The following is a 24,033-nucleotide window of genomic DNA, read 5'->3' as shown; positions in this document are numbered from 1 at the left end:
CCTTCTTTCTGGTGGCTCGCGTCTCGCACGATAGCCGGGCTACTGTCGGATCGGAAAGGTGATGGCCACAATCTCACTGCGCTCATTGCGCGACGCGGTCTCCCGCTGACCAGGAGACGACGATCATGTCGTCCGACGTGCCGCAGCAATCTCCAGCCCGGGTAACCCTGAATCCGAAATCAGCGATCGGGCAATGATTCCGCCACCCGTCGGAGAACCTCCACTTCGCTGGATGGACGGGGCTCATCAATTCTCCAGGACTTTCAATCTGGCTTAGACCACGCAGGTTCAGTGAACCGTCCGCATCTCCAACTCAGCCATTCGACGCGGTTCGACGGAACGGCCATGTGGCCTGCGTATTACGAGTGAGGCGAGGTCAAAAGTCCGGATAGCTTTCCAACACCAGCCTTGGACGACGCCACTGATCGAGCCGAAAAAGCGATCGCCCGTGGATGACTCACACGCCCCGTGCGTGTTCGTTCACCGTTCGGTTCTGGGCTGCGGCGTGACGTGCCGCGATAAATCCGAATACGAGCCCCTGGCCGATGGTGGCTCCCGCACCTGGATAGGATTTGCCGAAGGCGTTGGCCGCCGTGTTCCCGATCGCGTACAGGTTGTCGATCACGCTACCGTCCTCGCGGACCACGCGGGCGTGTTCGTCCGCGACCACCCCTCCGCAGGTTCCCAGATCACTGAGCACCACCTTTACCGCGTACAACGTATCTTTTTGCAGCGCCCGAAGATTCGGGTTCGGGCGGACAGTCGGATCGCCGTAGTAGCGATCGTAGGCACTCTCGCCTCGGCCGAATTGGGTGTCCGTACCGGATGCGGCCATTTCATTGAAGCGATCGAACGTCTGCCGGAACGTATCGGCCGGAACACCGATCAGCTGAGCCAGCTGGTCAGGGTTGGTGGCACGATGGGCGATTCCTGCGTCGTACCACTCCTGAGGTATCGGCTGCCGTGGGAACACGGCCCCGGCGAGGATGTAGCTGTTTCGATAGTGCTGGTCGAAAACGATCCACATCTCTTCGATCGGACGACCGTCGTTCTCCCGCGCGAGCACGGCCTGACCGAACGACATGTAGTCCATGGACTCGTTGACGAATCGGCGTCCGTCTTGATCGATGATGAACGAGCCTGGCATCGACCGCTCGGCGAGCATGACCATCGGAGGCTGGCCGGGCAGGGGCGCAAACGCGGGGAACCACCACGCCTCATGCATCGACGCCAGGCCTGCTCCCAGGTTCTGGGCGATCGCGATGGCGTCGCCGGTATCGCCCTCGCTGCCCAGACTGGCGTGCTCCATCAGACGTTCCGACTGATATTTCCGCCGCCACTCCATGTTGTGGTCGAAGCCGCCGGCTGCGAGGACAACGCCCCGCTTGGCCGTCACCTCAACCTCGCGTTCGTGCTGGCGCAGGACCGCACCGGTGACCCGGCCGTCGCCGTCCTCGATGAGCCGGACCAGACTGGTCTCGGTCCATACCGGAATGCCCGCCTCCAGAACTCCCGCGTACATGCCCGCTGCCAGTGCTTGACCACCGGCCAGGTACTCACGACCGATCGCCATACCCCCGATTCCTTGAAGCACCCGCCGGAAGATTCTGGGCAGCGCCTTCAGCGGCTTGCGCGCCAGAAGGTTCATCCACTTGTAATCGGCACCGGTGACCGGAATTGGAATCGAAGCTTTCATCACGCCGGGCCTCAGACGTCCCCGGTCGGCTCCTAGTACCGACGCGTCCAACGGCCGGCACTCGCATGTGCGACCCTCGGCCCGACCCCCGATTTTCTCCGGGTGGTAGTCCGAATACCCCTTTGCCCACAAGAACTTCATCGGTGTAGTCCGCCGCAGCATTTCCACGGTGGCGGCGCCGTTGTCAACGAAGGCGCGGCCGCGTTCGGCCGGAGCCGAGTCACCGACGACCGCTCCGATGTAGTCGCGCGCGGCTGGTAATGGGTCGCTACGCCGGCCACCGAATTCGGTGAGTATCGAACTCCCGGGTACCCAGAAAGCTCCACCCGACCGTGCGGTCGACCCGCCGACGTACGAGGTCTTCTCGGCGATGAGCACAGACAACCCCTGCTCGTGTGCAGCCAGGGCGGCAGCCATCCCCGTCCCCGAACCGATCACCAACAGGTCGACTGTCAGATCATGCGCCGGCACAACGCCTGGTAGTTCCTTCTTTGCCATTCTCGACTCCAATAGGTTCGACGACTGCCAGTAACCTACGTCCCAAGAATCGCCGGTTCCTCGCATGCTTCCGTTCAGCGGGAGTCTTCTCGGGCAACTCGAACGCGGAGGGTTCGATTGGTCGCCTCCTCCACCATCGTTTAAATCTTCGCCCTGGCAAGCTCGGTCATCGACATCGAGGGATACGTCAAGCGGCCAAGGAAGAGCCCCCGGAGCGATGGGGGTCACCGGCACGCCGCTCTGCGCCACGCGGTTCCCATTCGCACTACCTGCCGCGCATGGCGCACATACCGCCGATGCCACCGCCGATGACGACCGCATCGCAGTCCTCGACGTTGATGCTCCATGTGAGTCTTCCTTCGCGGGGGCAGGTTCAGGGGCCAGGTGTCGCCCGTGGCAGCGACGGGTAAGTGCAGTTGTTCCGCCGAGTAGAACGCGGCCTCACGCCCAGTGGTCTGCCTTGCACATCCCCTCTCGCCCCACGAATTGAGGCCCCACCCCAGCTCGACATTTGAGTGACTCGCTTCACAAATCAGGCGCCTTGTGACACTATTCCTAACAGAAATAGCGACGTCCAGCGAAGTATTGCGATCCACATGTCGAGGAGGCGTGATGACCACGCAATCAGAGATCGACCGATCGGCGCCCACCGCATTCTTGGATCGGGTCTCACTCATCCTCGACAGTTTCGACGGCCCCGGACGCCTCACGCTCGCCCAGATCGTCCGCCGGACCGGTCTGCCCCGCTCGTCCGCTCACCGAATGCTCGACCATCTGGTCCAGCTGCGCTGGCTTCAACGAGAAGAACGTCACTACACCCTCGGATTGCGCCTGGTGGAGTTGGGCTCGCTGGCGATCCATTACGATCATTTGCACACGGTGGCGTTCCCCCATCTCATGCACCTTCACCGTGTGACCGGTTTCGTCGTACACCTCGCAGTCCTGGACGGGCCCGACATCGTCTACCGCCAGAAGTTCGGCGGCAAGTTCGGCGGAATGGTCCCGACCCGGGTGGGAGCACGTCGACCAGCGACCCGGACTGCGATCGGTAAGGCGTTGCTGGCCTTCAATGGTCAGCAGGGTGCGGAGTACGAAATCATCAGAGATCAGGGCATCGCATTCGAACGCGAAGAATCCGTCGCGGGTATCGGTTGCATCGCGGTACCCGTCGGCCCGATGGGTTCGACGGTGGCAGCAGTGTCACTGTGCGGGCCGGTCGGACAGATGTCGTTCGACCACCGCCTCGGCGGAGAAGTTCGGATGACCGCCGTCGCCGTCTGGCGAGGCCTCGCCAAGCAGGTGGAACCAGCGATTCAACGCGGCGGCTCGATGCGCGTGATCAGCGCGATGAGCGAGTCGGTACGCACACCCGCCTGAACTCACACGTTCCTCCGGGCCGGATCCATCGAACGCCGGCGGCCGAGCCCACCCCTGTCCATGCCCGCTACCGTGTTTACGGTTCCGTTCCGCGGGGCCACGGTCGCCGGGTTCGATAGCCCGAACAGGCAATCGCAATCTCAGACGAGCCCTGTTCCTGTCCGCGTTCGCATCCCTGGGCGTCCCGACCAGTCGCGGCTACTACGACCGCAACGCGCTGAGGGAATGAAGCCTGGGCGCCGCACTGGTCTGCCTCGCCCGACGCCGATGCGACGTCCCTTACGTCATGTGCGAAAGCAAGACTCACTACCAAACCCCCAGCTACCGCCGCTGCTTGACGGAAACCGTAGGGACGCTCCCCCGCGCGGCAGCCCTCGCGATTTATCCGCACGGGGAATCGAACGAACCGGATCAGATGAACGTGGCGGTGACCATACCGAGTCCCCCGCCGAATGACGCGGTGAAGGTGTCCCCGGGATGGACTTCCAGTGCGCGCGTCAACGATCCCGGAAGCACAAGATCCCCGGCACGCAGTGAGACACCGAAGGCGGAGACCTTGTTCGCCAACCAGGCGACCGAGGTCGCGGGGTTACCCAGTACCGCATCCGACCGTCCCTTCGCCAGAAATCGCGGGGTTGGGTCGGTGGCATCGGCCACGTGGACCTCCACCCCGACGTCGGTCAGGTCGACACTGCTCGGATCGAGGCGGTTCCGTCCGAGGACCACGCCCGCGGACGACGCATTGTCGGCGATCGTGTCCTCGATCTTGATCTGCCAGTTCGCGATGCGGCTGTCGATCAACTCGATGCTTGGAACGATCGCAGTCGTCGCACGGATGACGTCGTCCTCGACGCAGCCGCTCCCCGGCAGATCGGCACCCAGGATGAACCCTACCTCGACCTCGACTCGCGGAGCGCAGTACGCGCGCACCGCGATCGGAACCGACTCGGTGAGCATCATATCGTCAAGCAGGTGCCCGTAGTCCGGCTCATCCACGTTCATCATGTCCTGCATTACTTTTGACGACAGTCCGACCTTGTGCCCGACGATACGTGCACCTCTCCCGACACGCCGGCGAATGCCCAATAGCTGGATCTCGTAGGCATCCACGACGTCGATGCCGGGATACCGGGCGACGAGGGGGTCGATGGGCTGCCGCGTGTTTTCGGCGCTCGCGAGCATTTCTGCGGCTTCCTGCCTTGCCTGATCGTCGATCATCGGCTCACTTCCTCTGCAATACTGAATATTGGGTCAATGTGTCATCGATTGTGTTCTCCCGGAGTCGGTGGTCCGATGACGCCGCACATGCGCGACCGGTTCGATCTCCTCGGGGTGCATCCGGAGCATTCTCGGACGTCGATCGATCTGCACATCACTGTGCGCATCGGTGCCGGTAGCACACGATCGGGCAAATACCTTGGTTCTCGACGGCGCGTGTCCATGCGGTCAGCTCGCGGATTTCCTGTCCTCACTCCATGTGCGGCATCGAACGCGACGGCGATCTCATGGTGACTTCCTTTACGCGATCAGCCCGCGACCAGAGAAGCAGACGGCTCGGATACCGTGCCACTGACCTTGGCGAGTTGGATCGCCACATCGATGATCATGTCCTCCTGACCACCGACGTATCCCAATTCGCCGCAGCGACGCAAGATCTCGTGCACCGGAACGCCATACCGGGCGCCCGCGGTCTCGGCATGCAAGAGGAAGCTGGAATACACGCCGACCCAACCCTGCACGATCGCATTCCGATCGATTTTCGGCCAACGGTTGAGGTAGGGCCGCACCACTGTCTCGGCTGCATCCAATGTCGCCATCACGTCGAGCCCTGTCGCGATGTTCATGCGGTCGAAGATAGCTGCGAGGAGTTCGGTCGGGCTGTTGCCCGCGCCGGCACCCAATGCACACAAAGAGCCGTCGATGTAACGAACGCCCGCCTCGTACGCGATGACCGAGTTCGCTACTCCGAGACTCATGTTCTGGTGGCCGTGGTAACCGACCCAGGCGTCGTCGCCCACCTCTGTGATCAACGCGTCGAAGCGATCCTTGGCCTCGTGCATCAAAAGGGCGCCGGCCGAGTCGGTGACATAGGGCACCTGGCATCCGGCGTCGACCATCAGCCGTGCCTGCCTGGCGAGTTCCTCCGGCGTGGTTCGGTGTGCCATCATCAGGAAACCGCAGGTCTGCATGCCGAGATCGCGCGCGATCTCGAAATGTTGCAGCGAGACATCGGCTTCGGTGCAGTGCGTCGCTATGCGCACGACCTCGGCCCCGCGGTCGGCCGCCTTGCGCAGATCGTCTGCTGTTCCAATGCCCGGGACGAGCAAGACGGCGATCTTCGCCTGCTCGGCGGTGTCGGCCGCAACCTGCACCAGTTCGAGGTCACTGATGCGGGAGAAGCCATAGTTGAAGGTAGACCCGCCGAGGCCGTCCCCGTGGGTCACCTCGATGACCTCCACACCGGCACCATCGAGTGCCCGCACGGTGTCACGAACCTGGGATTCGGTGAACTGATGCGACTGCGCGTGACTGCCGTCGCGCAGTGTTGTGTCGACGATCCGGACGTCGTCTCGCAATTCAGGCCTTGTCATGCTGGCACTCCCATCCGATTGCGGGCGATCGAATCGCCGACGCGCGCTGCCGCTGCTGTCATGATGTCCAAATTTCCGGCGTACTTGGGCAGGTAGTCGCCGTTGCCTTCGACCTCCAGGAAGATGGCCACCCGGCCATGTCCGTCCCAGCCGTCCTTCGGGTCGTCGAACTGGGGATCGGCCCGCAGCCTGTACCCGGGCACGTACGCCTGCACCTCGGTGACCATCCGATGCACAGATTCGCTGATCGCATCCCGGTCGGCATCGGCGTCGATCATGCAGTAGACGGTGTCCCGCATGATCATGGGCGGTTCCATCGGATTGAGGATGATGATCGCGCGTCCTCGGGCTGCACCACCTACCTCGGACACCGCCTGACCCGTGGTTTGGGTGAATTCGTCGATATTGGCTCGGGTGCCGGGACCGGCACCGCGTGAGGCCACCGAGGCCACGATCTCGGCGTAGGGCACCGCCGACACGCGGGACACGGCGTGCACCATCGGGATGGTGGCCTGGCCGCCGCACGTAATCATCGAGACGTTGGGGGCGTCGATGTGATGGGTGAGGTTCACCGGTGGACACACCATCGGTCCGATATGCGCTGGAGTCAGGTCGACGGCCTGGATGTTGAGTTCGTGGTATCGGGGCGCGTTGAGTTGGTGGGCTTTTGCCGAGGTCGCCTCGAACACGATCTCCGGGAGCGGATCCTGCTCGAGCAGCCAATCCACGCCTCCCGCCGAGGCAGAGATTCCCTTGGCTCGTGCCCGCTCGAGTCCGTCGGACTCCACGACCCCGACGACATATTGGACGGCAATCGAATCGACTCTTTCGAGTTTTGCCAATAGGTCGGTACCGATGTTGCCCGGTCCGACAATCGCGGCATTGATGGGTTCCATGGTGAAAGCCTGACACCACGTACATCGCGGGCCGATAAGACTTCCCATCTATCGGGAGCTGAGAGTTCCCATCTATCGGGAGTGCTGATCACCCGAGGGGTCGCCCGCATCCTCCGCGTAACGCCATCGCCCGGGATGTCGTGGCCGGGGCACCCCATTGTCATCGACATCCGTCTCGTCGCGAAACCATTGTGCTGCTTCGTCGATGTCTTCGAGCAGCTGCTCGGCAAGCTCGATCTCCGCACGCAGGTGCCGGTCGGCCCATCGCAGGCTCATCCGCGAAAACGCCCAGGCCGGCTCGTCATTCGAGTGCTCGGCGTGACGGCCCGCATCACGTGCGTTGGCTTCGAGATTGGCGATGTGCTCGCGCACGATCGACTTCAGGCGCTCGGGTTCGAGGAGGTGTCCCATCCACAACCGGAGCATCACGCCGTGCTTGAGGACCGGCATTTCGACAGGGGCGTCGCGCGACCAGTCGCGCAGTGCCGTCGCCCCGGACTGGGTGATCGCATACACCCTCCGACCTCGGGCACCGACCTCCGCCACGGTTCGGGACCGGACCAGAGCGAGGTTTTCGAGTTTCTTCAGTTCCGCATAGACCTGACTCACCGACGGACTCCAGTAGAAGAAGCCGATGCTCCAGTCGGCCCACTTCTTGAGGTCGTTTCCGGTCAATTCCTCACCGAACGAGAGCATGCCGAGAACCGCCCAGCTGGTTGCCGGAAGGTCGGGGTGACTACGGCGGACTGGTGTCGGCATCGGACGAGCTTAACAATGATTCGCCGATGGATGCGCCAGGAATGGAGCGCTCAGGCGGGACCCTTCTCGTACCGTAGAGGCCCCCGCCCGGTCATCTCCCGGCCACCGGGACGATGTAGATTGTTGTGCCTTTCACCGGTGTTAGCCTGCAGCAATGACCGGCCAGCTGATCTATGTGGTGGACCAAGTGGTATTGAAACCCGGATGCGCGAAAGCGTTCGTCGATGCCTACACCCACGAATATTCGCCAGTGGCGCGCGACAGGGGCATGGCGTTCGATCGGATGCTCATCAGCCCACCGATCTGGTTCGAGGACGAGACGAACACAGTCACCGCGACCTGGACGGTGCATGGTCAAGCCGAATGGTGGAAGGCCGCAGTCAAAGGTCGCCACGACCCCGGTCCGGCCCGATGGTGGGCAAAGATGGACCCGATGATCGTCGAGCGCTCGCGCTCGATGGCGGCCTCGATCGACGACGTGGATGGGTTGTGCGATGTATAGAGTCACCAGCCTTCTCCATCTGATGGACGGCACCGACCAGCTGACCCGCACCGCGACCGTAACGCTGCTGAGAAGTTCGGCCGCAAACATCGGGGCTCATCGAGTGCTGATCGAGCCGACTCTTCCCGGTGTCCGGAATGGTGGTGACATCCTGATTCATCTTCAATTCGACGACGTGAACCACTGGAACTCGGTTCGGTCGGCCTTCGCCGCCGCAGTGTCCGCACCCGTTGTCCAACATATCGATCAAGTCGAGTACGAGCCGGGATCTTTGGGCGTCGGCGCCGACCCGTCAGCATCGGTCTACCGCGCGCTGCTTCTGAGCGTGACCCCGGGCACCAGCGCCGAATTGGTCCGTCGATTCGAGACCGAACTCTTGCGCATGCCGCAATTCATCGAGTCGATGTCATCCTGGCAACTGAGCGAGGTCCTCGTGGCCCAGGGAAGCAGTGCCTGGACCCATGTCTGGGAACAGGAGTTCACCGACATCGACGGATTGTCGGGCCCCTACCTGGCGCATCCCGTCCACTGGGCGTATGTGGACAAGTGGTTCGACCCCGAGTCTCCCGAGTGCATCGTCCGCGACCGTGTCTGCCACAGCTTCTGTGCTCTCGATGGCGCGCTCATCGGACAAGTGATCACCGGGCTGACCGCCTGATCGTGTGTCCCACCGTCGGTGTCGGCTGTTGGTTGTATGAACTCGTCACCATAGGGACGCCAGCGTGGAAATCCGGTCGCTGGTGGCCGGTCCCCGCGGCAACTCCTCGGCCAGGTTCAAATCGAGCAAGCGGCACCGGCACGCGAGTCTCTTTCTGGCGGAGTCAAGTTGGTCGCACCTCTAATCATCCCGATCGAGACCCGCGCTCTCAGCTACCGACGCGCACCGATCGCGTCACCACCTCGCGAACCACGACAACTAGTCTTCACGACCGAGGAATGCCAAAACTGCGGATTCGAAGGCGGCCTTCTGCTCGATCATCACCCAGTGACCACAGTTGGGAAAAACATGGAGTTCTCCCCGCGGCAGCATCCGCATCGGCACGATCGACATATCGAGGGGACTGACCCGATCGTCACGACCCCAGGTCACCAGGACCGGAGCCTTTATCTGGTTCAGTTTCGTCCAGAGCGGCGGTTCTGTCGAAGCTGCAGCGGCCTTAGCCATCTGTCCGAATGCTGCTGAGCTGTACATCCTTCGGGCGCTTGCCAGGGTGGCTGGCTCAATGGCCTGGGTCCACCGGTCCTCGATCAACTGCTCGGTGACCATGGCGGGGTCGTAAACCATCGAGTGGAGCCATTGCGTCAACTTCTCGCGGCTGGGGTTGTCGGTGAACTCCATGAGAAGCTTGATGCCCTCTCCGGGGCCCGGACTGTACAGGTTGGCGCCGATCCCACCGATGGTCACCAGCTTGCTCACCCGCTGTGGTTGGTTGATTGCGAGTGCAGCTCCGACGATGCCACCCATCGAGTTGCCGACGACCGCCACACTCTCCAGGTCCATGCCGTCGAGGAACTCGATGACGGCTTGCTGCGCCGTCATCATCGGATGCCCTCCGAAGTCGTCGCTGATCCCGAAGCCCGGGAACTCCAAGATGAATGTCCGGTGACGGGCCGCGAAAACATCGAAGTTACCTGAAAAGTTGCGCCAGCCCGTGACACCGGGTCCGGAACCGTGCAGCAACAACAATGGCGGTCCGTCACCGCGCTCGTAGTAGCGAAGGACACCCGATTCGGTCTTCAGTTCTTCTGGTGTTCCCGGCCTATTTGTCTCGATTGTGGTCATCAATCGAGCTTTGCAGCCGCGCGGGGTCCTCTCCACCGGTGCTCCCATCCAGCGGACGGCACAGCAGGAGCTCAGGATCAACCGGATCGAGCACCGGACATTCGAGGTATCGCCGTACCCGTCGGCAGTTCGATCCGGCTCTCCGTGAGGGTGTTCTCGCGTACTGCGCTGTCGATACTCTGACGCAATTCTGGACAACAATCATCGTCGGCAGGCAGATGACCGCGCATAGAAACGACAGGACAGGTGGAGGCGTCGGCCAACCATTGGATCGATGTGTGAGCGTTGCTGAACTTCTCTACCATCACCGCGAGGCCGCAGGTCCGACAGTTGAGCGGTTGCATGGTCATCGTTTCACCTCACCGATTCGGTGATGGTCTCGACGAGCGGAAAGTGCTCCACTCGACCGTACTTGCCCTTGTAGAAGATGAGCGGGGCCTCTCCACCGGCGTGAATGTGCCGAACCCGCGACACCACGATGACATGATCGCCGGCATCGTGCTCGGCCTTCAACTCCGCTTCCAACCACGCCAGTCCATTGTCGAGAACGGGAGCTCCCGACGGCGACGGCGACCAGGACAGATCCGCAAACTTGTTACCTCCGCGAGCGGCGAGGCTACGACACACGTTTTCCTGTGCCTCGGAAAGGATATTGACGACGTAGCGCCTGGCTGTGCGGATCCGTGGCCACGAGGAACTCGTCCGTGCGACACAGAATGCGACGAGGGGCGGGTCCAGAGAAACCGAGGTGAAGGAGTTGGCAGCCAGACCCACGGGCTTGTCCCCATCAGGATCGATACCGGTGATCGCCACCACTCCGGTCGCGAAGTGACTCAGGACATCTCGCATCGCCCGAGCATCGAAGGTGTCCGTGCTCTCATTCATGATCGAATCGTGCATCCGCTCAACCTCTCCGCAGCCGCTCAGAACGATCGCCGTGCCCGGCGACAAACAGTGGTCCGGGGTATTTCGGCGCGATGCCGACCCTTCAGATGACCTGTCGCTCGATGGTATCGACCGCACCACCTGGCCAAGGACTCCCTTCCCACTGGCCGGGAGTCAGGCGAGGCAACCGCCGCAAGAGCCTGTTCTAGTGGGCTCTCGGGTAAGTAGTTCGACGGTCAAGTTGTCGCAAACACTCTGGCAATATCTGAGCTTGATCGAGGGCACCGCAGGAGCAAGTCATACGGCACGACGGGAAGTCCTATCTAACCTCGGTGCAGAATGGTTGCGCTTCCGGTTGGCTGCGATCCAAGCGGCGCGACGCCAAAGCATGCCGATACGCATAGGAGTTCAAGGCAATTCACACATCCAGTCGGGACTGAAGAAGCCGTGGAAGTGTGGAGGACCCCGCCGGCCGGAAGAAGCTACGTGGAGTGCCAGTCCCGATCAGGAATTCGAGGCTGCCGTCTCGCCCGAACGCCGCGGCAGCCATCGCGTCGACGGCATGGGAGTCGGCTACGTCGACTTCGTGGCCGTACTCGGTTCGCCGGAGGCGATGTCCACACCAATGACCAATGTGGTACCAGGCGCGAGAACCGCTCCCGTGGCACTGACATCATTTCCTCCTCGAATCGCCCGTCTCACGCGCATACAGTGACCGGTCGATAAATTGGACGGTCCGCTCGAACAGCGCTGCTGCGGGTTGCAAGGCCCCTGTCATCGTGGCAAAGCCGTGCATCATGCCCTCGTAACGTTGGAGGTCCACGCTCACGCCAGCGGCGGCCAGACGTCGTGCGTAGTCTTCGGTGGCATCTCGGGTCGGGTCCACTTCGGCAGTCGCCACAAGTGTCGGCGGCAGTGAGGTCACATCGCGCGCACGTGCCGGGCTCACATAGGGATCGGCACGGCCGGCGCGACGCGGCACGTACTGATCCCAGAACCATTCGCAGTCCTGCGGACTGAGCATACTTGTGGAGCACTCGGGGTTCGACACACGCGTTTCGGCAGTACCGTAGAAACTGATCTGCGCATCCGGCATCGGAGCCCCGTGGTCTTTGAGCTGTTGACTGAGCGCGAATGTCAGATTCCCACCGGCGCTCTCGCCGGCGAGCACGGCGGTCCCGACGTCAGCGGCGAGTTCATCCGGCGCAGCCTTCATCCAGTCCCAGACCGTACGGGCATCCTCGAGCGCAGCCGGATAGCGGTTCTCCGGTGCGAGGCGGTAGTCGACCGACACCACGACGACGCGAGCGGCGTTGCTCAGCTGCCGTAGGTACTCGTCGTTCTGGTCAAGACTTCCGACGACGAATCCCCCGCTGTGAAGCCACACGACGACCGGCAGGTCGGGTGCCGGCGTCGGCCGGTAGATCCGCACGGGTATTCCTCCAGCCGCCGAGGGAACCATCACGTCGAAACGTCCATGGATGCCCGTGGACGAAGGAATCGCGCTGGCCGCCAACATGTCACGCAGCTGCTGGACGGGCGTTGCGGTCATGGAGCCAGGGAATCGCGCTGCGGCTGCGTCGACTATTTGCCTCGCTGCTGCGGACAGAGCCATCAGATCTCTCCCATTCGGTCGGACCAGCGTATCGGTGGTCGACCCGAGCTCATGCCGGTGTCAGCGAACGATGCGTGCGCTGAGCTAGTGTCCTGAGTCATAAATAAGCCATCGGTTGTTAAGATTGGTCATGGCGACTCGCGGTCCGCGACCGGCGGACATTGTGCTGACCGAGACCGAACGCGTAGAACTCGAGGGGTGGTCGCGGCGACGCAAGACCGCTGCAGGTTTGGCGGTACGGTCGCGAATCATTCTCGCTGCTGCCGATGGTGGATCGAATACCGAAGTGGCGCAGAGGTTGGGGTTGTACCGAGGCACGGTGCGGCGGTGGCGGAACAGATTCGTCGAGGACCGATGCGACGGGTTGCTCGACGAACCACGCCCGGGCCGTCCCCGGACGATCGACGACGACAAGATCAAGGATCTGATTACCTCGACCCTCGAAACGACACCGAAGAACGCCACACACTGGTCCACACGATCGATGGCGGAGCATCTCGATATTTCGCAATCGACGGTCTCGAGAGTGTGGCGCGCGTTCGGTTTGGCCCCGCACAAACAGGACTCATGGAAACTGTCGAAGGATCCACTGTTCACGGAGAAAGTCCGTGACGTCGTCGGCCTGTACATGAACCCGCCCGAGCGGGCTCTGGTGCTCTGCGTCGACGAAAAAACTCAGATCCAAGCACTGGACCGGACCCAACCGATATTCCCGATGCTTCCCACCACCCCGCAGCGCGCCAGTCACGACTACGTTCGCAATGGCACCTCGAGCCTGTACGCCGCACTCGACATCGCCTCGGGGAAGGTGATCGGATCACTCCATTCACGCCACCGCGCACAAGAATTCATCGCATTTCTCCGCAAGATCGACGCAGCGGTTCCCGACGATCTCGATGTCCACCTCGTGATGGACAATGCATCGACCCACAAGACTCCCGCGGTCAAACGATGGCTCCTCGCGCACCCGCGCTTCGTCATCCACTTCACACCGACCAGCTCATCGTGGATGAACCTCGTCGAACGCTGGTTCGCCGAACTGACCACCAAGAAGCTCCAACGCTCCACGCATACCTCGGTCCAACAGCTCAACAAAGACATCCGAGCATGGATCGAGACCTGGAACGACAACCCCAGACCTTACGTCTGGGTCAAGACCGCCGACCAGATCCTCGACTCCATCGCACACTACTGCGCCAGAATTAAAGACTCAGGACACTAGAGCCACCGAATCGGTCGTGTCCAGGACCACGTCCAATCGTCGGAGCAACAGACCCCGCTCGGTAATTTGCGCCGTCCCACACGCAGTCCCCGTTGAGAGTGACAGCGGTCTGCCGTCCGCGATCTTCGTCACGAAGATATACGACGCGAACTCGGCCTTGCCGCCATCCATGCCGGTAATGTGAAGGTTCGATCCATTGTGTCGCAGCGGGTAAGGGCTGTTCATCCGATGCTCTTCCTGCCACGCCATTACGTCGTCGGCACCGACGAGGTTCGCGCGGACGAAGTCCTCGTAGTCCGTTTCTCCACTATCGGTACGACTACTGAATGCGATGTCGTCGGTGATCAGCCCCCGTAGGATCTCGACATTCCATTCGTCGTAGTTGAACCACCACGCGCCTACGAGTTGCGCGAGCTGTGTCGCCAAGGCGGACTCGTCACGTCCGAACGTGTCGGTCGACAATGTTCTCTCCTCTTCAGTGGTGCGGCCCGGCACAGCGCTAGAAGCCGGACGGCCGGATGTGCGGATTCGTCCAGGCCGGCGGCTGCACCGGCGGTAGTGGCGTCTTACCATCCAAACTCATCACGGTCAGCCCTTCATGCTGCGGGAAATGGAGACTGAAGGTCACAAGACCGGTACGTTCGGCTGCCGGCAGCCGGCACATCTGCAGAACTGTTTCGGCGAGGAATTCGACCGGTTCGGTTTCGTACCCGGCAGGCAGCAACGCCTCTGCACCGGGGGTCATGATCGCGGTGGACGGTCCCACCGCGTTGACCGCAATGTTGTCGTCCACCAGCTCGGCGGCCAGACCCTGAGTGAACCGGTGCTGTGCCGCCTTGATCGCGGCGTAGATGACATCGCCGGAGGTCTTGTTGTACTCCCGGAACGGGCGGATCGGACTGAGTCCGGTCGACGAACCGATGTTCACGATCCAGCCCGCGCCCGTCTTGCGCATATGTGGGATGGCGGCTTTCGCCAGTACAAAAGGGCCCCGCAGATAGTGATCGACCGTTCTGTCGAACGTCTCGAGCTCCATCTGTTCGATGACCGAGTAGTCAGCGAATCCTGCGTTATTGACGAGGATGTCGATGCCGCCCACCTTCTCGACGACTCTGTCGACCAGTCCGTCGCGGGCGTCCGTATCCTCGAGGTCGGCGGCGATCGCGACGGCGGCACCGCCGGCGTCCTCGATCAACGACACCGTCTCCTCGATCGTTCCCCGCACCAACACGGACCGACCTCCCCGGACCGACGCGGACGGCTCCTTCGACCGCGCGGTGACCACCACGGTCGCGCCCTCGGCAGCCAACCGCTGCGCGATCGCCCGGCCGATTCCTCTGCTGCTACCAGTGACCAGTGCGGTTTTGCCCGCCAACGCGTGGGCCATGGGGCTCCTCCTTCTCCGAATGGGAGGGACCATTGGGTCCCGGACTGTACCTGTGTCATATCGTGATCCACGCGATGCATCGGTGGCACTTCGTCTTCCGTCCAGCGGGAACCCCAATTGTGTCCCCGGCCCGACCGGCGTCTTATCTCCGCAGGATCGGCGACGTGCCGAACCTACGTGTCGATCCGCCGGATCACCCGGCGAGATCTTCAGAATCGGAGGAGAACCCGAGAATGAGCACCGACCCACGCTTCGCATTCATCAAGATCTTTGTCGACGACCTCGTTACCGAGGCCGTGTTCTACACATCCACATTCGGCATGAGCGAGAAGGCGCGACTGGCATTCGGCGAAGGTGCCGATGCGCTCGAGGAGATCATCCTCACCACGGCCCGTGACGATGACTCCAACTTCATTCTCTGGCGCTACCTCGAACGCTCGACCCCGCCCGCCGGTGAGGCGACTCTGGGGTTCACGGTCGCAGACGTCGAGGACATCGCCCGCAAGGCGGAAATCAATGGCGGGTCGATCGTGCAACCACCCAAAACCATGCCCGAGGCAGGTGTCGCGGTCGCATTCATCGCCGACCCGGAAGGTCACGTGATCGAGGTCGTCCAGTATCTGTGAGCTGAACACGACAGAGCCCTCGCCGGAGTTTGGTGTCGCATCGGGCCCCGGCAAGGGCTCGTCTCTCGGTCGGTCAGTCTTGGTCAGCCGACTCCGAGGCGTCTGCCATCTGCTTTGCCCACGCCCACTCGTGGCCCCAATAGCTGTCCTGCGTGATCTCTTCCGAGGTGTAGAACGATTCGTCGACGAGCGAGCCCTCAGTTCCGTACTCGATGTCCCAGCCTCCCGGCACACCGACGTAGAAGGAGATCATCTTGTCGTTGGTGTGTCGTCCGAGAGTCGATGAGACGGGGAAGTCCCGCTTCACCACTTGATCAAGCGCCTGTCCGACGGCGTCGAGGTTGTCGACCTCGACCATCACGTGCACCAGGCCGGGGTCCTTGCCCTCGGGCACCGGCATGAGGGCGAGGCTGTGATGCCGCTGATTGACCCCGAGGAACCGGATCCGGTGCACACCGAACTCTGCCGGCACAGGCATCCGCATCGCCCCACGCGGAAGGAACCCGAGGGTTTCGGTGTAGAAGCGATAGGTCTCGTCGAAGTTGCTGGACGGCACCACCACGTGGCCGAGTCCCTGGTGACCGGTTACGAACTTCTGCCCGTACCGGGTGATCACCGGCCTGTGATCGAGCACCGGACCGTGGAAGAACTCGAGCGGCGTACCGCCTGGGTCATCCATCGTGAAGGCTTCCTCGACGCGCCGCGCCTCCGCTTCCTCCTGCGACATCGGCTTGATGACGTGGCCGGCCTTCTCCAGGCGCTCGCGCAGTTGCGCCAATGCCAGTTGATCGCGGACCTCCCAGCCGACCGCCGTCACCCGATCGTGTGAACTCGGTACCACCACCAACCGCGAGGCTCGTTCGTCCATCCTCAGGTGAAGGGCACCTTCCTCGGGGCCGGAGCCTTCGTTGAAACCCAGGACATCGAAGGCGAGCTCGCGCCACCGATCGATATCGGTTGCCTCGACACGCACGTAGCCGAGGCCTCTGACCTCACTCATGATTCCTCACTTCTGTTCGATACCGTTGGTGACGTCGGGATGCCGTCAGATCATCACCCGCAGCGGCCCCTGCGGATCTGGGCCCAGCGAGCTCAGGGCAGCGGCGTGGTAGACCGTGTTGGTCACGTGGATCGCGTGGTGCAGTCCAGCATGAGCGTCCCGCCAGAACCGCTGCAGTGGATTGTCCATTCGCAGGGCATTGCCTCCGGAGCGATCAAAGATCTCGTCGGCGGCTCGAACGGCACGCCACGCCGCCCGCGTCTGGTTGCGCCGTCCTTCGGCACGCTGTGCGAAGTCGACCTCTTTGCCGGCGTCCACCAGATCCCAGATCCGGTCCACGTTGCCCAGCAGCTGCTGCCGCGCGGCATCGATCTCGGCCGCGGCCTCGCCAAGAGAATAGAGGGTGTAGGGATCGTCCTTGATGGCCGTGCCCGTCGCTCCGATTCGCTCCCGCTGATAGGCGATGCCGGCGGCCAGCACACCCTCTGCGATGCCGATCGTGGCCGAAGTGATGCCAAGGGGGAACATTGTCGACCAGGGCATCTTGTACAGCGTCTCAGTGACGCCGTAGTTTTTCGCGACCGTTCCATCGATAACGCCATTGCCATCCATAACCCGATAGTCGGGAATGAACTTCTCCTTGACGATGATGTCTTTGCTCCCGGTGCCGCGCAGCCCCACCACATCCCAACTGTCAGGGACGATCTCGTAATCCGCACGGGGCAGGATCACGTGCAGCGACTGCGGCGGCATCAGCGGCTTGCCCTCCTTGTCTCCGACCATGGCACCGAGGAAGATCCAGTCGCAATGGTCGGTGCCAGAGGAGAACTGCCACCGCCCGGACATGATGTATCCGCCGTCCACCGGAAGGGCGATACCGCCGGGCATGTACGGCGACGCCTGCCACGTATCGCTGTCGGTGCCGAGGACCTCCTCCTGCACGCGGGGATCCGCCATGGCCAACTGCCAGGGGTGTACGCCGACGATCCCGGCGACCCAGCCTGCGGAACCGTAGATGCTGGCGGTCTTCATTACCGTCTCGGCGAACTCCCGAGGATGTGACTCGAACCCGTCGTACTTCTTGCGCGCCAGCATCCGGATAACACCTGCATGCTTCATGCCCTTTGCCATCTCATCTGGCAGGCGACCGATGGATTCGGCTTCGTCCGCTTGCGCCCTGATGTCGTCGGCAATCGCAACGATGTTGTCGAGTACTCGGTTACTCATACTGATTCCTTGTGTTCGTGGATTAAGAGACCGGACTGGGGATTGCGCTACGACCGGCCGCGAGGTTGGCATCGACTTCGACCTGCCAGTTCTTCAGCGCCCGGTCGGTGTCGATCTCGAACTCGAAGCGGTTCGTCATCTCCGGGTTGATATCCTCGACATCGACGTAGAACTGCTCGTACCAGCGGCGCAGTTGATAGACGGGACCGTCCTCCTCCGACAAGAGCGGATTGTCGATACTCGACTTCTTCTTCCAAATCTCTACGTCCTGCTCGAATCCGATCGCCACCCCGGCTGCCACCTGCGCTGCGATACCGTTCGCCACGGCGTCGGGAACGCCTTCCGGCTTCTTCACCATGACGCCGTACTGCAGCATGAAGGAGTCTGCGGAGATCGGGTAGTGGCAATTGATCAGCATGATGTTGGGTTCACCGCTGTCATCACCCTCCGTCCACAGCTTGTCGATCATGTACGACGGACCGAAATATGATGCATCCGAGGCACTTTCAGTGTCATAATTGGTGCCGAGTTTGACATCCACCGCATCGGCCCGCGGCTTCGAACGCATCACCTGCGTGGCGACGTGTCCTTCGAAAACGTTCTTGAAATAGGTGGGCATGCCGTAATGCACATAGAAGAAATGGGCCATGTCGACGACGTTGTCGACGATTTCCCGGCAGTGCGAACCACGGACCTCGAGCTTGTTCCATACCCAGTCGGTCCAGCCCTCATCGCCGAACACCGAGATCTCGGGAATCGTGACCTCAGCCGGCGGCTTGCGATTCTGCGGATCGTTCCAGACGAACAGCTGTCCGTTGCGCTCGAGTGTCAACCACGACTTGGTCCGCGCCAGTGGCGGCACCCGGCGTGCATACGGAATGTCGGCACACTTGCCGTCTCCTCGCCACCGCCAGTCGTGGAACGGGCAGGCGATAGTGTCGCCCTTCACGGTGCCATCGGCGAGATTGCCGCCCATGTGTGGGCAAAATGCATTGAGTACGTTCAGCTTCCCGTCCTCGCCGGCGAACACCACCAGTTCGGTACCGAAGGCCGAGATCTGATGCGGCTTGCCATCGCTGAACTCGCTCGCGAGTCCCAAACAATGCCAGCCCCTGGCAAAACGCGTCGGCGGGGCACCGGTGTCGATGACTCGTACTTCGTCGGTACCGTTCTGTATAGCGGACATTATTTCTCCTGATCGTTCGGCTTGGCCGTCCAGAGAGATCGAGTGCTACTGAGCTGTGATCAGTGTCTCAACACGTCGATGCCACATCTTCGGTTCCTCCCACAGAATGGGAGACCAAAACAGCAACCCAATCTTCAGTACTTGATCGATATCTGGTCGGTGACGACCTCTGCTTGACAGGCAAGGATGTACCCGTCGGCAAGGTCATCGGCCTCCAGCACCTCATTTCGCACCAATCGCACCTCGCCCTCGGTCAGTGAACACACGCACGCGCTGCAGGCACCTTCGCGGCAGGAGAACGGTGCCTCGACGCCCGCATCGAGCAGCGCGTCGAGCAGTCGCTTTGACCGCGGCCACGCCACCGTGCGTTCGGTCCCGTCCAACGAGACGTGCACCGTGCAGTCACCCGCGGCTGCCTCATCCTGCGCCGAGACCTCGACGCCCGTGTCCGACGTGGACGGCTTGTCTTCGACCGGGTTACGGAAGGGGTCGGTACTCAACGACACGAATCGTTCGGTCATCACCTGTGATGGTGCGATGCCCTCGGCCGAACACACCGCTTTGACGAGCTTCATCAGCGGCTCGGGCCCACAGATATACACTGCTCGGTCAGTGAAGGGCCTGATCAGGTTCGACATCGCCGGAGCGGTGAGGTAACCCTGCACCGACTCCAGCACGTGGATGACCGTGAAGCGACTGCCGAACCTCTCGCCGAGTTCACGTAGTTGCTCCCCGAAAATGACCGAACGCTCGTCGCGGTTGGCGTAGACCAGAAGTACCGTTCCCGTGCCGGCGTGAAGGATGGATTTCGCGATAGCTATGACTGGCGTGATCCCGCTACCACCGGCAACGAGGACGACTGACTGATCCAGCGATCGGACCGTGAATGTGCCAGCCGGCGGCAGCACCTCGAGTTCGTCACCCAATGCGATCTCGTCGCACAGCCAATTCGACCCATGACCCCCTGCGACTCGCTTCACGGTGAACTTCATGGTCGAATCGACGTGCGGAGAACTCGACAGCGAGTAACACCGCGCCGTCCCCGAACCCACATCCGGAACCCTGACGGTCAAGAATTGACCGGGGCGATAGTCGAATGCGTCAATGTGCTCGGGATGCGGCTCCACCAAGATCGAGCGGGCGTCGTGGGTCTCCTCCACCACACCTACTACCCGCATCTTGCGGGCGCCGACCGCTGCACTCGTCTGCTGTGGATACATTTCCACGTCCTCAATATTTCGCTTTCGGTAACGACCGTCCCAAGATATGGGTTGCGCTCAACCGAGGAGGTGGACCGTTCCGTTCATTGGGAGGCAACCGACAGGTCGTTCACGCGCCGCCACGAAGCAGTCAGCCGAGGTGGTCCGCTCAGTAGGAATCGCTGTGGTAACCGCCTCGAAGCACTCGTATCTTCGGGCGAATGACCCACACCGCAGAGATCACTCGCGACATCGCCGTCTCGGCAGTGACCCGCTACCTCGAAGCAATCGCTCGAGCCTCGTCATCAGCCGAGATCGCAGCCCTCTACGCCGACGGCGCAACACTCGAGGATCCGGTGGGATCCGACCCGGTTCGCGGTCGGGATGCAATCGCTGAGTTCTTCGGCCCGCTCACCCAGGCCCGCAGAGAAACCGAATTGCTCGGGTTTCGCCACAGCGGTAGTGCAGCGGCTTTCCACTTCCGGGTACGCACATACACACCCGACGGTGTTGTGGAGATCGAGCCCTTCGATGTGATGACCTTTACCGCGGAGGGTTTGATCACCTCCGCCAAGGCCTATTGGTCGCCTGATGACGTGCGAATCGTATGAGGCCGCCACACCGCAGCGAAGCGTCCGTTGGGCGGACACGTGCCTTACGCCTCGAGCGAAGGTGCGTTGTGCTGAGTGCATCAGCACAACGCGCGGCGCGAGATCGTTACGGATAGTGGAGAAATCGACCGGAAGGAATTCTATGAGCACGCTGTCCACTGTCATCGACCTCACCGTGGGTGACAAGGAGAGATCGGAAGATCTGCGGTCGGCAATCGACCAGGCCGAGCCCGGATCGCTGTTGATGTCGATGGTCCACGTGGCGGGCGACCTGTCCCTCCTCGACGAGTTCGAAGGGAAGCTGGCAGCTTCGCTGCATGCATTGAAGATCGACGCAGAGGCAGCCACCACCCATTACGGTGCCTCGAGCGGTGCGCGGTGCCGCCGCCCGGACAGTTCCCGGCCGAGGTGATCACCGAGATCCGCAAGCGTGCCCGCGAAGTACTGACCAACGACCTGACAGCGGTTCTCGGCGTGCCGGATCCCGAGTTGTTCCGCCGGATGGCATCACTGCGCACCGCGGGTACCGTCGCCGAAGAGTTCGTTCCCATTTTGCTGGAACAAGCGGGATTCCAGATCGGCCAACGGCGGGTCCCGGTTACCAAGAAGCCGCCCGCCGACCTCGGCGTCATCGTGATTGGTGCGGGCATGATCGGCCTCAACGCGGCGATCAAGCTGGGGGAGGCCGGGTTCGGCTACCGGGTGTTCGAGTCGCGTGACGACATCGGAGGTACGTGGTCGCGCAACGTGTATCCCGGCGCTGCCGTCGACACCCCCAGCCACTACTACTCGTATTCGTTCGAGCTCAACCCGGACTGGTCGCGGTACTACCCCACCGGCCCGGAGTATCTCGACTACATGCACGCCGTCGCCGAGAAGTACGACCTCTACAAGAACATCGAATTGTCCACGGCCGTGGTAACGGCCGAATGGGACGAGGCGGCCCAGAAGTGGACCGTGGTGACACGCCGCACCGACGGGAGTACTCCACGCCACAGGGCTTCTGCGGCGATCACCGGTTTCGGGTTCTGAACTCCCCCAACAAGACCGACATTCCCGGCCTCGACACCTTCGAGGGCACTGTCGTCCACACCGCGGAATGGGATCCGTCGCTGGATCTGACGGGCAAGCGGGTGGTCGTCGTCGGCACCGGATGCACGGCAGTCCAGATCGTCGCCAGCATCGTGGACGACGTCGCCACTGTCGACGCGATCGTGAGGAGTCCGCACTGGATCGTGCCCGAAAAACTGTGGTCCACGAGGTACCGTCCGGGGAGAAGTGGGCAATGCGGCACCTGCCGTACTTCCAGAATTGGTTCCGGCTCAGAGCCTACTGGCTTGCCTCAGAACAACCTGTACATGATGCCGCGCATCGACCCGGAATGGGCTGCGACGCATCTGTCGGTCTCACCGGTCAACGACCTGGTCATGCAGACGTCGTTGCAGTATCTGGAACAAACGTTGCCCGACCGCCCGGACCTCCGGGAAAAGCTGACACCGAGCATCCGGCCGTACGCGAAGCGCATCGTGAAGGATCCGGGCTTTCTGGAGGCCCTCGAGCGTGACCACGTGTCGCTACACCGCGCGTCACCGAAGCACGTGCACCCCGGCGGGGTTAGCCTGAGTAGCGGTGAGTTCGTCGAAGCGGACGTCATCGTGCTGGCCACCGGGTTCAAGGTCGAGTACGCGTCCTTCATCGACATCACCGGGCGTAACGGTAAGAAGCTGGCCGACAAGTGGGACCACGGTCAGGATCCGCGCGCATATCTGGGCATCCAAGTCTCGGGCTTTCCCAACCTGTTCGTCACGGCAGGCCCGAACGCCGCACCCAATCACGGTGCTGGACACAACATCACTAGCGAAGAGCGCGTCCACTACATCGTCGAGTGTCTCCAATATCTGGTGGAGAACGACTTCTCGGCGATGGACGTCAAGCCCGAAGCACTCACCGTGTACAACGAGAAGGTCGATGAGGCCCTCGACCAGACGGTGTGGGCTCATCCAGGCGAAGGTGTGACGGGGTACTACCGCAATCAGCAGGGGTAGGCCGATCGTCCCCTGCCCGTGGCGACTCGTGGACTACTGGACGAGGTTGCGCGAGCCGAACAAGGACGACCTGATCTTCACCAGCGTCGACCGGTAAGCACCCCGCCGGTGATCGGGGCACCGGGCGGAGCGAGACCGAATGGAGACGGCGTTATGTGCGGGGTATGACGTGTTCCAGACCCTTGAGAATGAGGGTGAAGCTTCGACGGAGGAGCGCTTCGGTGGGTTCGCGCTCCTGGGAACTCACCCAATGCTGAAAGGCATCTCGAGCCGCGTGCACGATGAGGTCTGCCGCCAACAGGTGGATGTAGGGGTCCGCGCTCAGTCCGAGGCGGCGATCCAGCAGATCGGCGACGGCCTGCCGTAGAGGCGGATCGACATCAAGCCACCTGATCTTGTACGCCGGCGTGGTCAACATCAGGCCCAAAAATGTCCGCGCCTCGGGAGTCAGCGCAGTGCCGTCCATCTGGGAGAGAAACGCGGCGACGAGACCCTCGAGCAGCGCCACGTCCTCACCCGTCGACGCGAGCGCATCGACGATGACATCCGAACTCTTCGTGAAGATCGGGCGGACAACGTCTTCTTTGACCTCGAAGTGACGGTAGAAGGTTCGGGGCGCGATGCCCACAGCCTGCGAGATGCGCTCCACCGTCGCCGACGTGTTCCCGTCGGCGACGAACATGTCGAATGCGACCTCCGCGATCGCCAGGCGCAGTTCGTCGGCGCGGCGCTCGGTCAGCGTCCTTCGGCTCTGTGTCATCGCGGGCGCTCCTGGTTATCTGTGCTGCAGCAGACGAGAGTAACGAATACCCAGCTCGTATCCTGCACGGACTCCAATCTTTGAAATCCGCGTCGTCATAGTATGCCTAGATGTCACAATGTGACATATAGCGCAACCTCTCCCTGCACTCCTCCGTCCGTAAGGAAT

Annotated in this window: 25 protein-coding genes and 1 pseudogene; 10 read left to right on the top strand and 16 right to left on the bottom strand. The window is 62.1% G+C overall.

Going from position 1 to position 24,033, the window contains the following annotated elements:
• Positions 1 to 457: 457 nt before the first annotated feature.
• Entirely contained in the window at positions 458 to 2,194 is a 1,737-nt protein-coding gene (locus RHA1_RS40180) for a 3-ketosteroid-delta-1-dehydrogenase (RefSeq protein ID WP_011599743.1), read from the bottom strand.
• A 612-nt stretch (positions 2,195 to 2,806) separates the two neighbouring features.
• On the opposite strand from RHA1_RS40180, the gene RHA1_RS40175 reads away from it, so the two are divergent.
• Positions 2,807 to 3,571 carry an IclR family transcriptional regulator gene (locus tag RHA1_RS40175; RefSeq protein ID WP_011599742.1) on the top strand — a complete coding sequence of 255 codons (765 nt, stop codon included), beginning with the start codon at positions 2,807 to 2,809 and terminating at the stop codon, positions 3,569 to 3,571.
• Positions 3,572 to 3,692: 121 nt separating this feature from the next.
• Positions 3,693 to 3,893 (top strand): annotated as a pseudogene (locus RHA1_RS53845) (IS110 family transposase); the annotation flags it as partial.
• 89 nt (positions 3,894 to 3,982) lie between these two features.
• Here the strand turns inward: RHA1_RS53845 and RHA1_RS40170 are convergent.
• The 4 genes from RHA1_RS40170 to RHA1_RS40155 all read right to left on the bottom strand — a co-directional run bounded on the left by RHA1_RS40170 (position 3,983) and on the right by RHA1_RS40155 (position 7,817).
• On the bottom strand, positions 3,983 to 4,789 hold the full coding sequence (locus tag RHA1_RS40170; RefSeq protein WP_011599741.1) for a 2-keto-4-pentenoate hydratase: 807 nt from the start codon (positions 4,787 to 4,789) through the stop codon (positions 3,983 to 3,985).
• A 308-nt stretch (positions 4,790 to 5,097) separates the two neighbouring features.
• Positions 5,098 to 6,162: a 4-hydroxy-2-oxovalerate aldolase gene (gene dmpG, locus RHA1_RS40165; RefSeq protein WP_011599739.1), complete on the bottom strand. Its 1,065-nt coding sequence runs from the start codon at positions 6,160 to 6,162 to the stop codon at positions 5,098 to 5,100.
• On the bottom strand, positions 6,159 to 7,058 hold the full coding sequence (locus RHA1_RS40160) for an acetaldehyde dehydrogenase (acetylating) (RefSeq protein WP_041813279.1): 900 nt from the start codon (positions 7,056 to 7,058) through the stop codon (positions 6,159 to 6,161). The genes dmpG and RHA1_RS40160 overlap by 4 nt, the downstream gene beginning before the upstream one ends.
• Positions 7,059 to 7,130: 72 nt before the next feature.
• Entirely contained in the window at positions 7,131 to 7,817 is a 687-nt protein-coding gene (locus RHA1_RS40155) for a PadR family transcriptional regulator (protein ID WP_011599737.1), read from the bottom strand.
• Positions 7,818 to 7,971: 154 nt separating this feature from the next.
• On the opposite strand from RHA1_RS40155, the gene RHA1_RS40150 reads away from it, so the two are divergent.
• Positions 7,972 to 8,319, top strand: coding sequence for a hypothetical protein (locus RHA1_RS40150; protein ID WP_011599736.1), 348 nt, complete (start codon positions 7,972 to 7,974; stop codon positions 8,317 to 8,319).
• Positions 8,312 to 8,977 carry a Dabb family protein gene (locus RHA1_RS40145; protein ID WP_011599735.1) on the top strand — a complete coding sequence of 222 codons (666 nt, stop codon included), beginning with the start codon at positions 8,312 to 8,314 and terminating at the stop codon, positions 8,975 to 8,977. The genes RHA1_RS40150 and RHA1_RS40145 overlap by 8 nt, the downstream gene beginning before the upstream one ends.
• Positions 8,978 to 9,235: 258 nt before the next feature.
• Here the strand turns inward: RHA1_RS40145 and RHA1_RS40140 are convergent, their stop codons facing one another.
• The 4 genes from RHA1_RS40140 to RHA1_RS40125 all read right to left on the bottom strand — a co-directional run bounded on the left by RHA1_RS40140 (position 9,236) and on the right by RHA1_RS40125 (position 12,539).
• A complete protein-coding gene (locus RHA1_RS40140) occupies positions 9,236 to 10,102 on the bottom strand; it encodes an alpha/beta fold hydrolase (protein ID WP_050787597.1) in 867 nt (288 codons plus the stop codon).
• A gap of 77 nt (positions 10,103 to 10,179) precedes the next feature.
• A complete protein-coding gene (locus RHA1_RS47895) occupies positions 10,180 to 10,452 on the bottom strand; it encodes a hypothetical protein (protein ID WP_011599733.1) in 273 nt (90 codons plus the stop codon).
• 4 nt (positions 10,453 to 10,456) lie between these two features.
• Positions 10,457 to 11,002, bottom strand: a complete 546-nt coding sequence (locus RHA1_RS40130; RefSeq protein WP_011599732.1) for a flavin reductase family protein — start codon at positions 11,000 to 11,002, stop codon at positions 10,457 to 10,459.
• A 658-nt stretch (positions 11,003 to 11,660) separates the two neighbouring features.
• On the bottom strand, positions 11,661 to 12,539 hold the full coding sequence (locus RHA1_RS40125; RefSeq protein WP_148228494.1) for an alpha/beta hydrolase: 879 nt from the start codon (positions 12,537 to 12,539) through the stop codon (positions 11,661 to 11,663).
• Between the two features lie 193 nt (positions 12,540 to 12,732).
• Here RHA1_RS40125 and RHA1_RS40120 point away from each other — a divergent pair, with 193 nt between their 5' ends.
• Positions 12,733 to 13,824, top strand: coding sequence for an IS630 family transposase (locus tag RHA1_RS40120; protein WP_011599729.1), 1,092 nt, complete (start codon positions 12,733 to 12,735; stop codon positions 13,822 to 13,824).
• Here RHA1_RS40120 and RHA1_RS50970 read toward each other — a convergent pair.
• Both RHA1_RS50970 and RHA1_RS40110 read right to left on the bottom strand, forming a co-directional pair.
• Positions 13,813 to 14,286, bottom strand: a complete 474-nt coding sequence (locus RHA1_RS50970; RefSeq protein ID WP_041813480.1) for a hypothetical protein — start codon at positions 14,284 to 14,286, stop codon at positions 13,813 to 13,815. The two genes, RHA1_RS40120 and RHA1_RS50970, sit on opposite strands and share 12 nt — an antisense overlap.
• Before the next feature lie 37 nt (positions 14,287 to 14,323).
• The gene (locus RHA1_RS40110; RefSeq protein WP_041813273.1) at positions 14,324 to 15,211 is read right to left on the bottom strand and encodes an SDR family NAD(P)-dependent oxidoreductase; all 888 of its coding nucleotides are present in this window, start codon (positions 15,209 to 15,211) and stop codon (positions 14,324 to 14,326) included.
• A 233-nt stretch (positions 15,212 to 15,444) separates the two neighbouring features.
• On the opposite strand from RHA1_RS40110, the gene RHA1_RS40105 reads away from it, so the two are divergent.
• Complete coding sequence (locus RHA1_RS40105) at positions 15,445 to 15,837, top strand: VOC family protein (protein ID WP_011599726.1); 393 nt, start codon at positions 15,445 to 15,447, stop codon at positions 15,835 to 15,837.
• A gap of 73 nt (positions 15,838 to 15,910) precedes the next feature.
• Here RHA1_RS40105 and RHA1_RS40100 read toward each other — a convergent pair whose 3' ends face one another.
• From RHA1_RS40100 to RHA1_RS40085, 4 genes are all read right to left on the bottom strand, one after another.
• Positions 15,911 to 16,837, bottom strand: coding sequence for a VOC family protein (locus RHA1_RS40100; protein ID WP_011599725.1), 927 nt, complete (start codon positions 16,835 to 16,837; stop codon positions 15,911 to 15,913).
• Between the two features lie 45 nt (positions 16,838 to 16,882).
• Positions 16,883 to 18,064, bottom strand: a complete 1,182-nt coding sequence (locus tag RHA1_RS40095) for an acyl-CoA dehydrogenase family protein (RefSeq protein ID WP_011599724.1) — start codon at positions 18,062 to 18,064, stop codon at positions 16,883 to 16,885.
• Between the two features lie 22 nt (positions 18,065 to 18,086).
• Positions 18,087 to 19,250: a 3-ketosteroid-9-alpha-monooxygenase, oxygenase component gene (locus tag RHA1_RS40090; RefSeq protein ID WP_011599723.1), complete on the bottom strand. Its 1,164-nt coding sequence runs from the start codon at positions 19,248 to 19,250 to the stop codon at positions 18,087 to 18,089.
• A gap of 134 nt (positions 19,251 to 19,384) precedes the next feature.
• A complete protein-coding gene (locus RHA1_RS40085; protein ID WP_011599722.1) occupies positions 19,385 to 20,470 on the bottom strand; it encodes a ferredoxin--NADP reductase in 1,086 nt (361 codons plus the stop codon).
• 200 nt (positions 20,471 to 20,670) lie between these two features.
• Between RHA1_RS40085 and RHA1_RS40080 the strand changes: the two genes are divergently transcribed.
• The 4 genes from RHA1_RS40080 to RHA1_RS53380 all read left to right on the top strand — a co-directional run bounded on the left by RHA1_RS40080 (position 20,671) and on the right by RHA1_RS53380 (position 23,105).
• Entirely contained in the window at positions 20,671 to 21,060 is a 390-nt protein-coding gene (locus RHA1_RS40080) for a nuclear transport factor 2 family protein (RefSeq protein WP_011599721.1), read from the top strand.
• Between the two features lie 142 nt (positions 21,061 to 21,202).
• Positions 21,203 to 21,472, top strand: a complete 270-nt coding sequence (locus RHA1_RS53390; protein ID WP_011599720.1) for a hypothetical protein — start codon at positions 21,203 to 21,205, stop codon at positions 21,470 to 21,472.
• Positions 21,439 to 22,092, top strand: a complete 654-nt coding sequence (locus RHA1_RS53385; protein ID WP_337505358.1) for an NAD(P)-binding protein — start codon at positions 21,439 to 21,441, stop codon at positions 22,090 to 22,092. The genes RHA1_RS53390 and RHA1_RS53385 overlap by 34 nt, the downstream gene beginning before the upstream one ends.
• Positions 21,990 to 23,105, top strand: coding sequence for a flavin-containing monooxygenase (locus tag RHA1_RS53380; protein WP_337505356.1), 1,116 nt, complete (start codon positions 21,990 to 21,992; stop codon positions 23,103 to 23,105). Before RHA1_RS53385 ends, RHA1_RS53380 begins: the two co-directional genes overlap by 103 nt.
• A 151-nt stretch (positions 23,106 to 23,256) precedes the next feature.
• Here the strand turns inward: RHA1_RS53380 and RHA1_RS40060 are convergent, their stop codons facing one another.
• Positions 23,257 to 23,865, bottom strand: a complete 609-nt coding sequence (locus RHA1_RS40060) for a TetR/AcrR family transcriptional regulator (RefSeq protein WP_011599717.1) — start codon at positions 23,863 to 23,865, stop codon at positions 23,257 to 23,259.
• Positions 23,866 to 24,033 lie beyond the last annotated feature (168 nt).

The organism is Rhodococcus jostii RHA1 (assembly GCF_000014565.1).
In the GTDB taxonomy this organism is placed as follows: Bacteria; Actinomycetota; Actinomycetes; order Mycobacteriales; family Mycobacteriaceae; genus Rhodococcus_F; species Rhodococcus_F jostii_A.
This window is presented reverse-complemented; position numbering and strand designations above follow the sequence as displayed.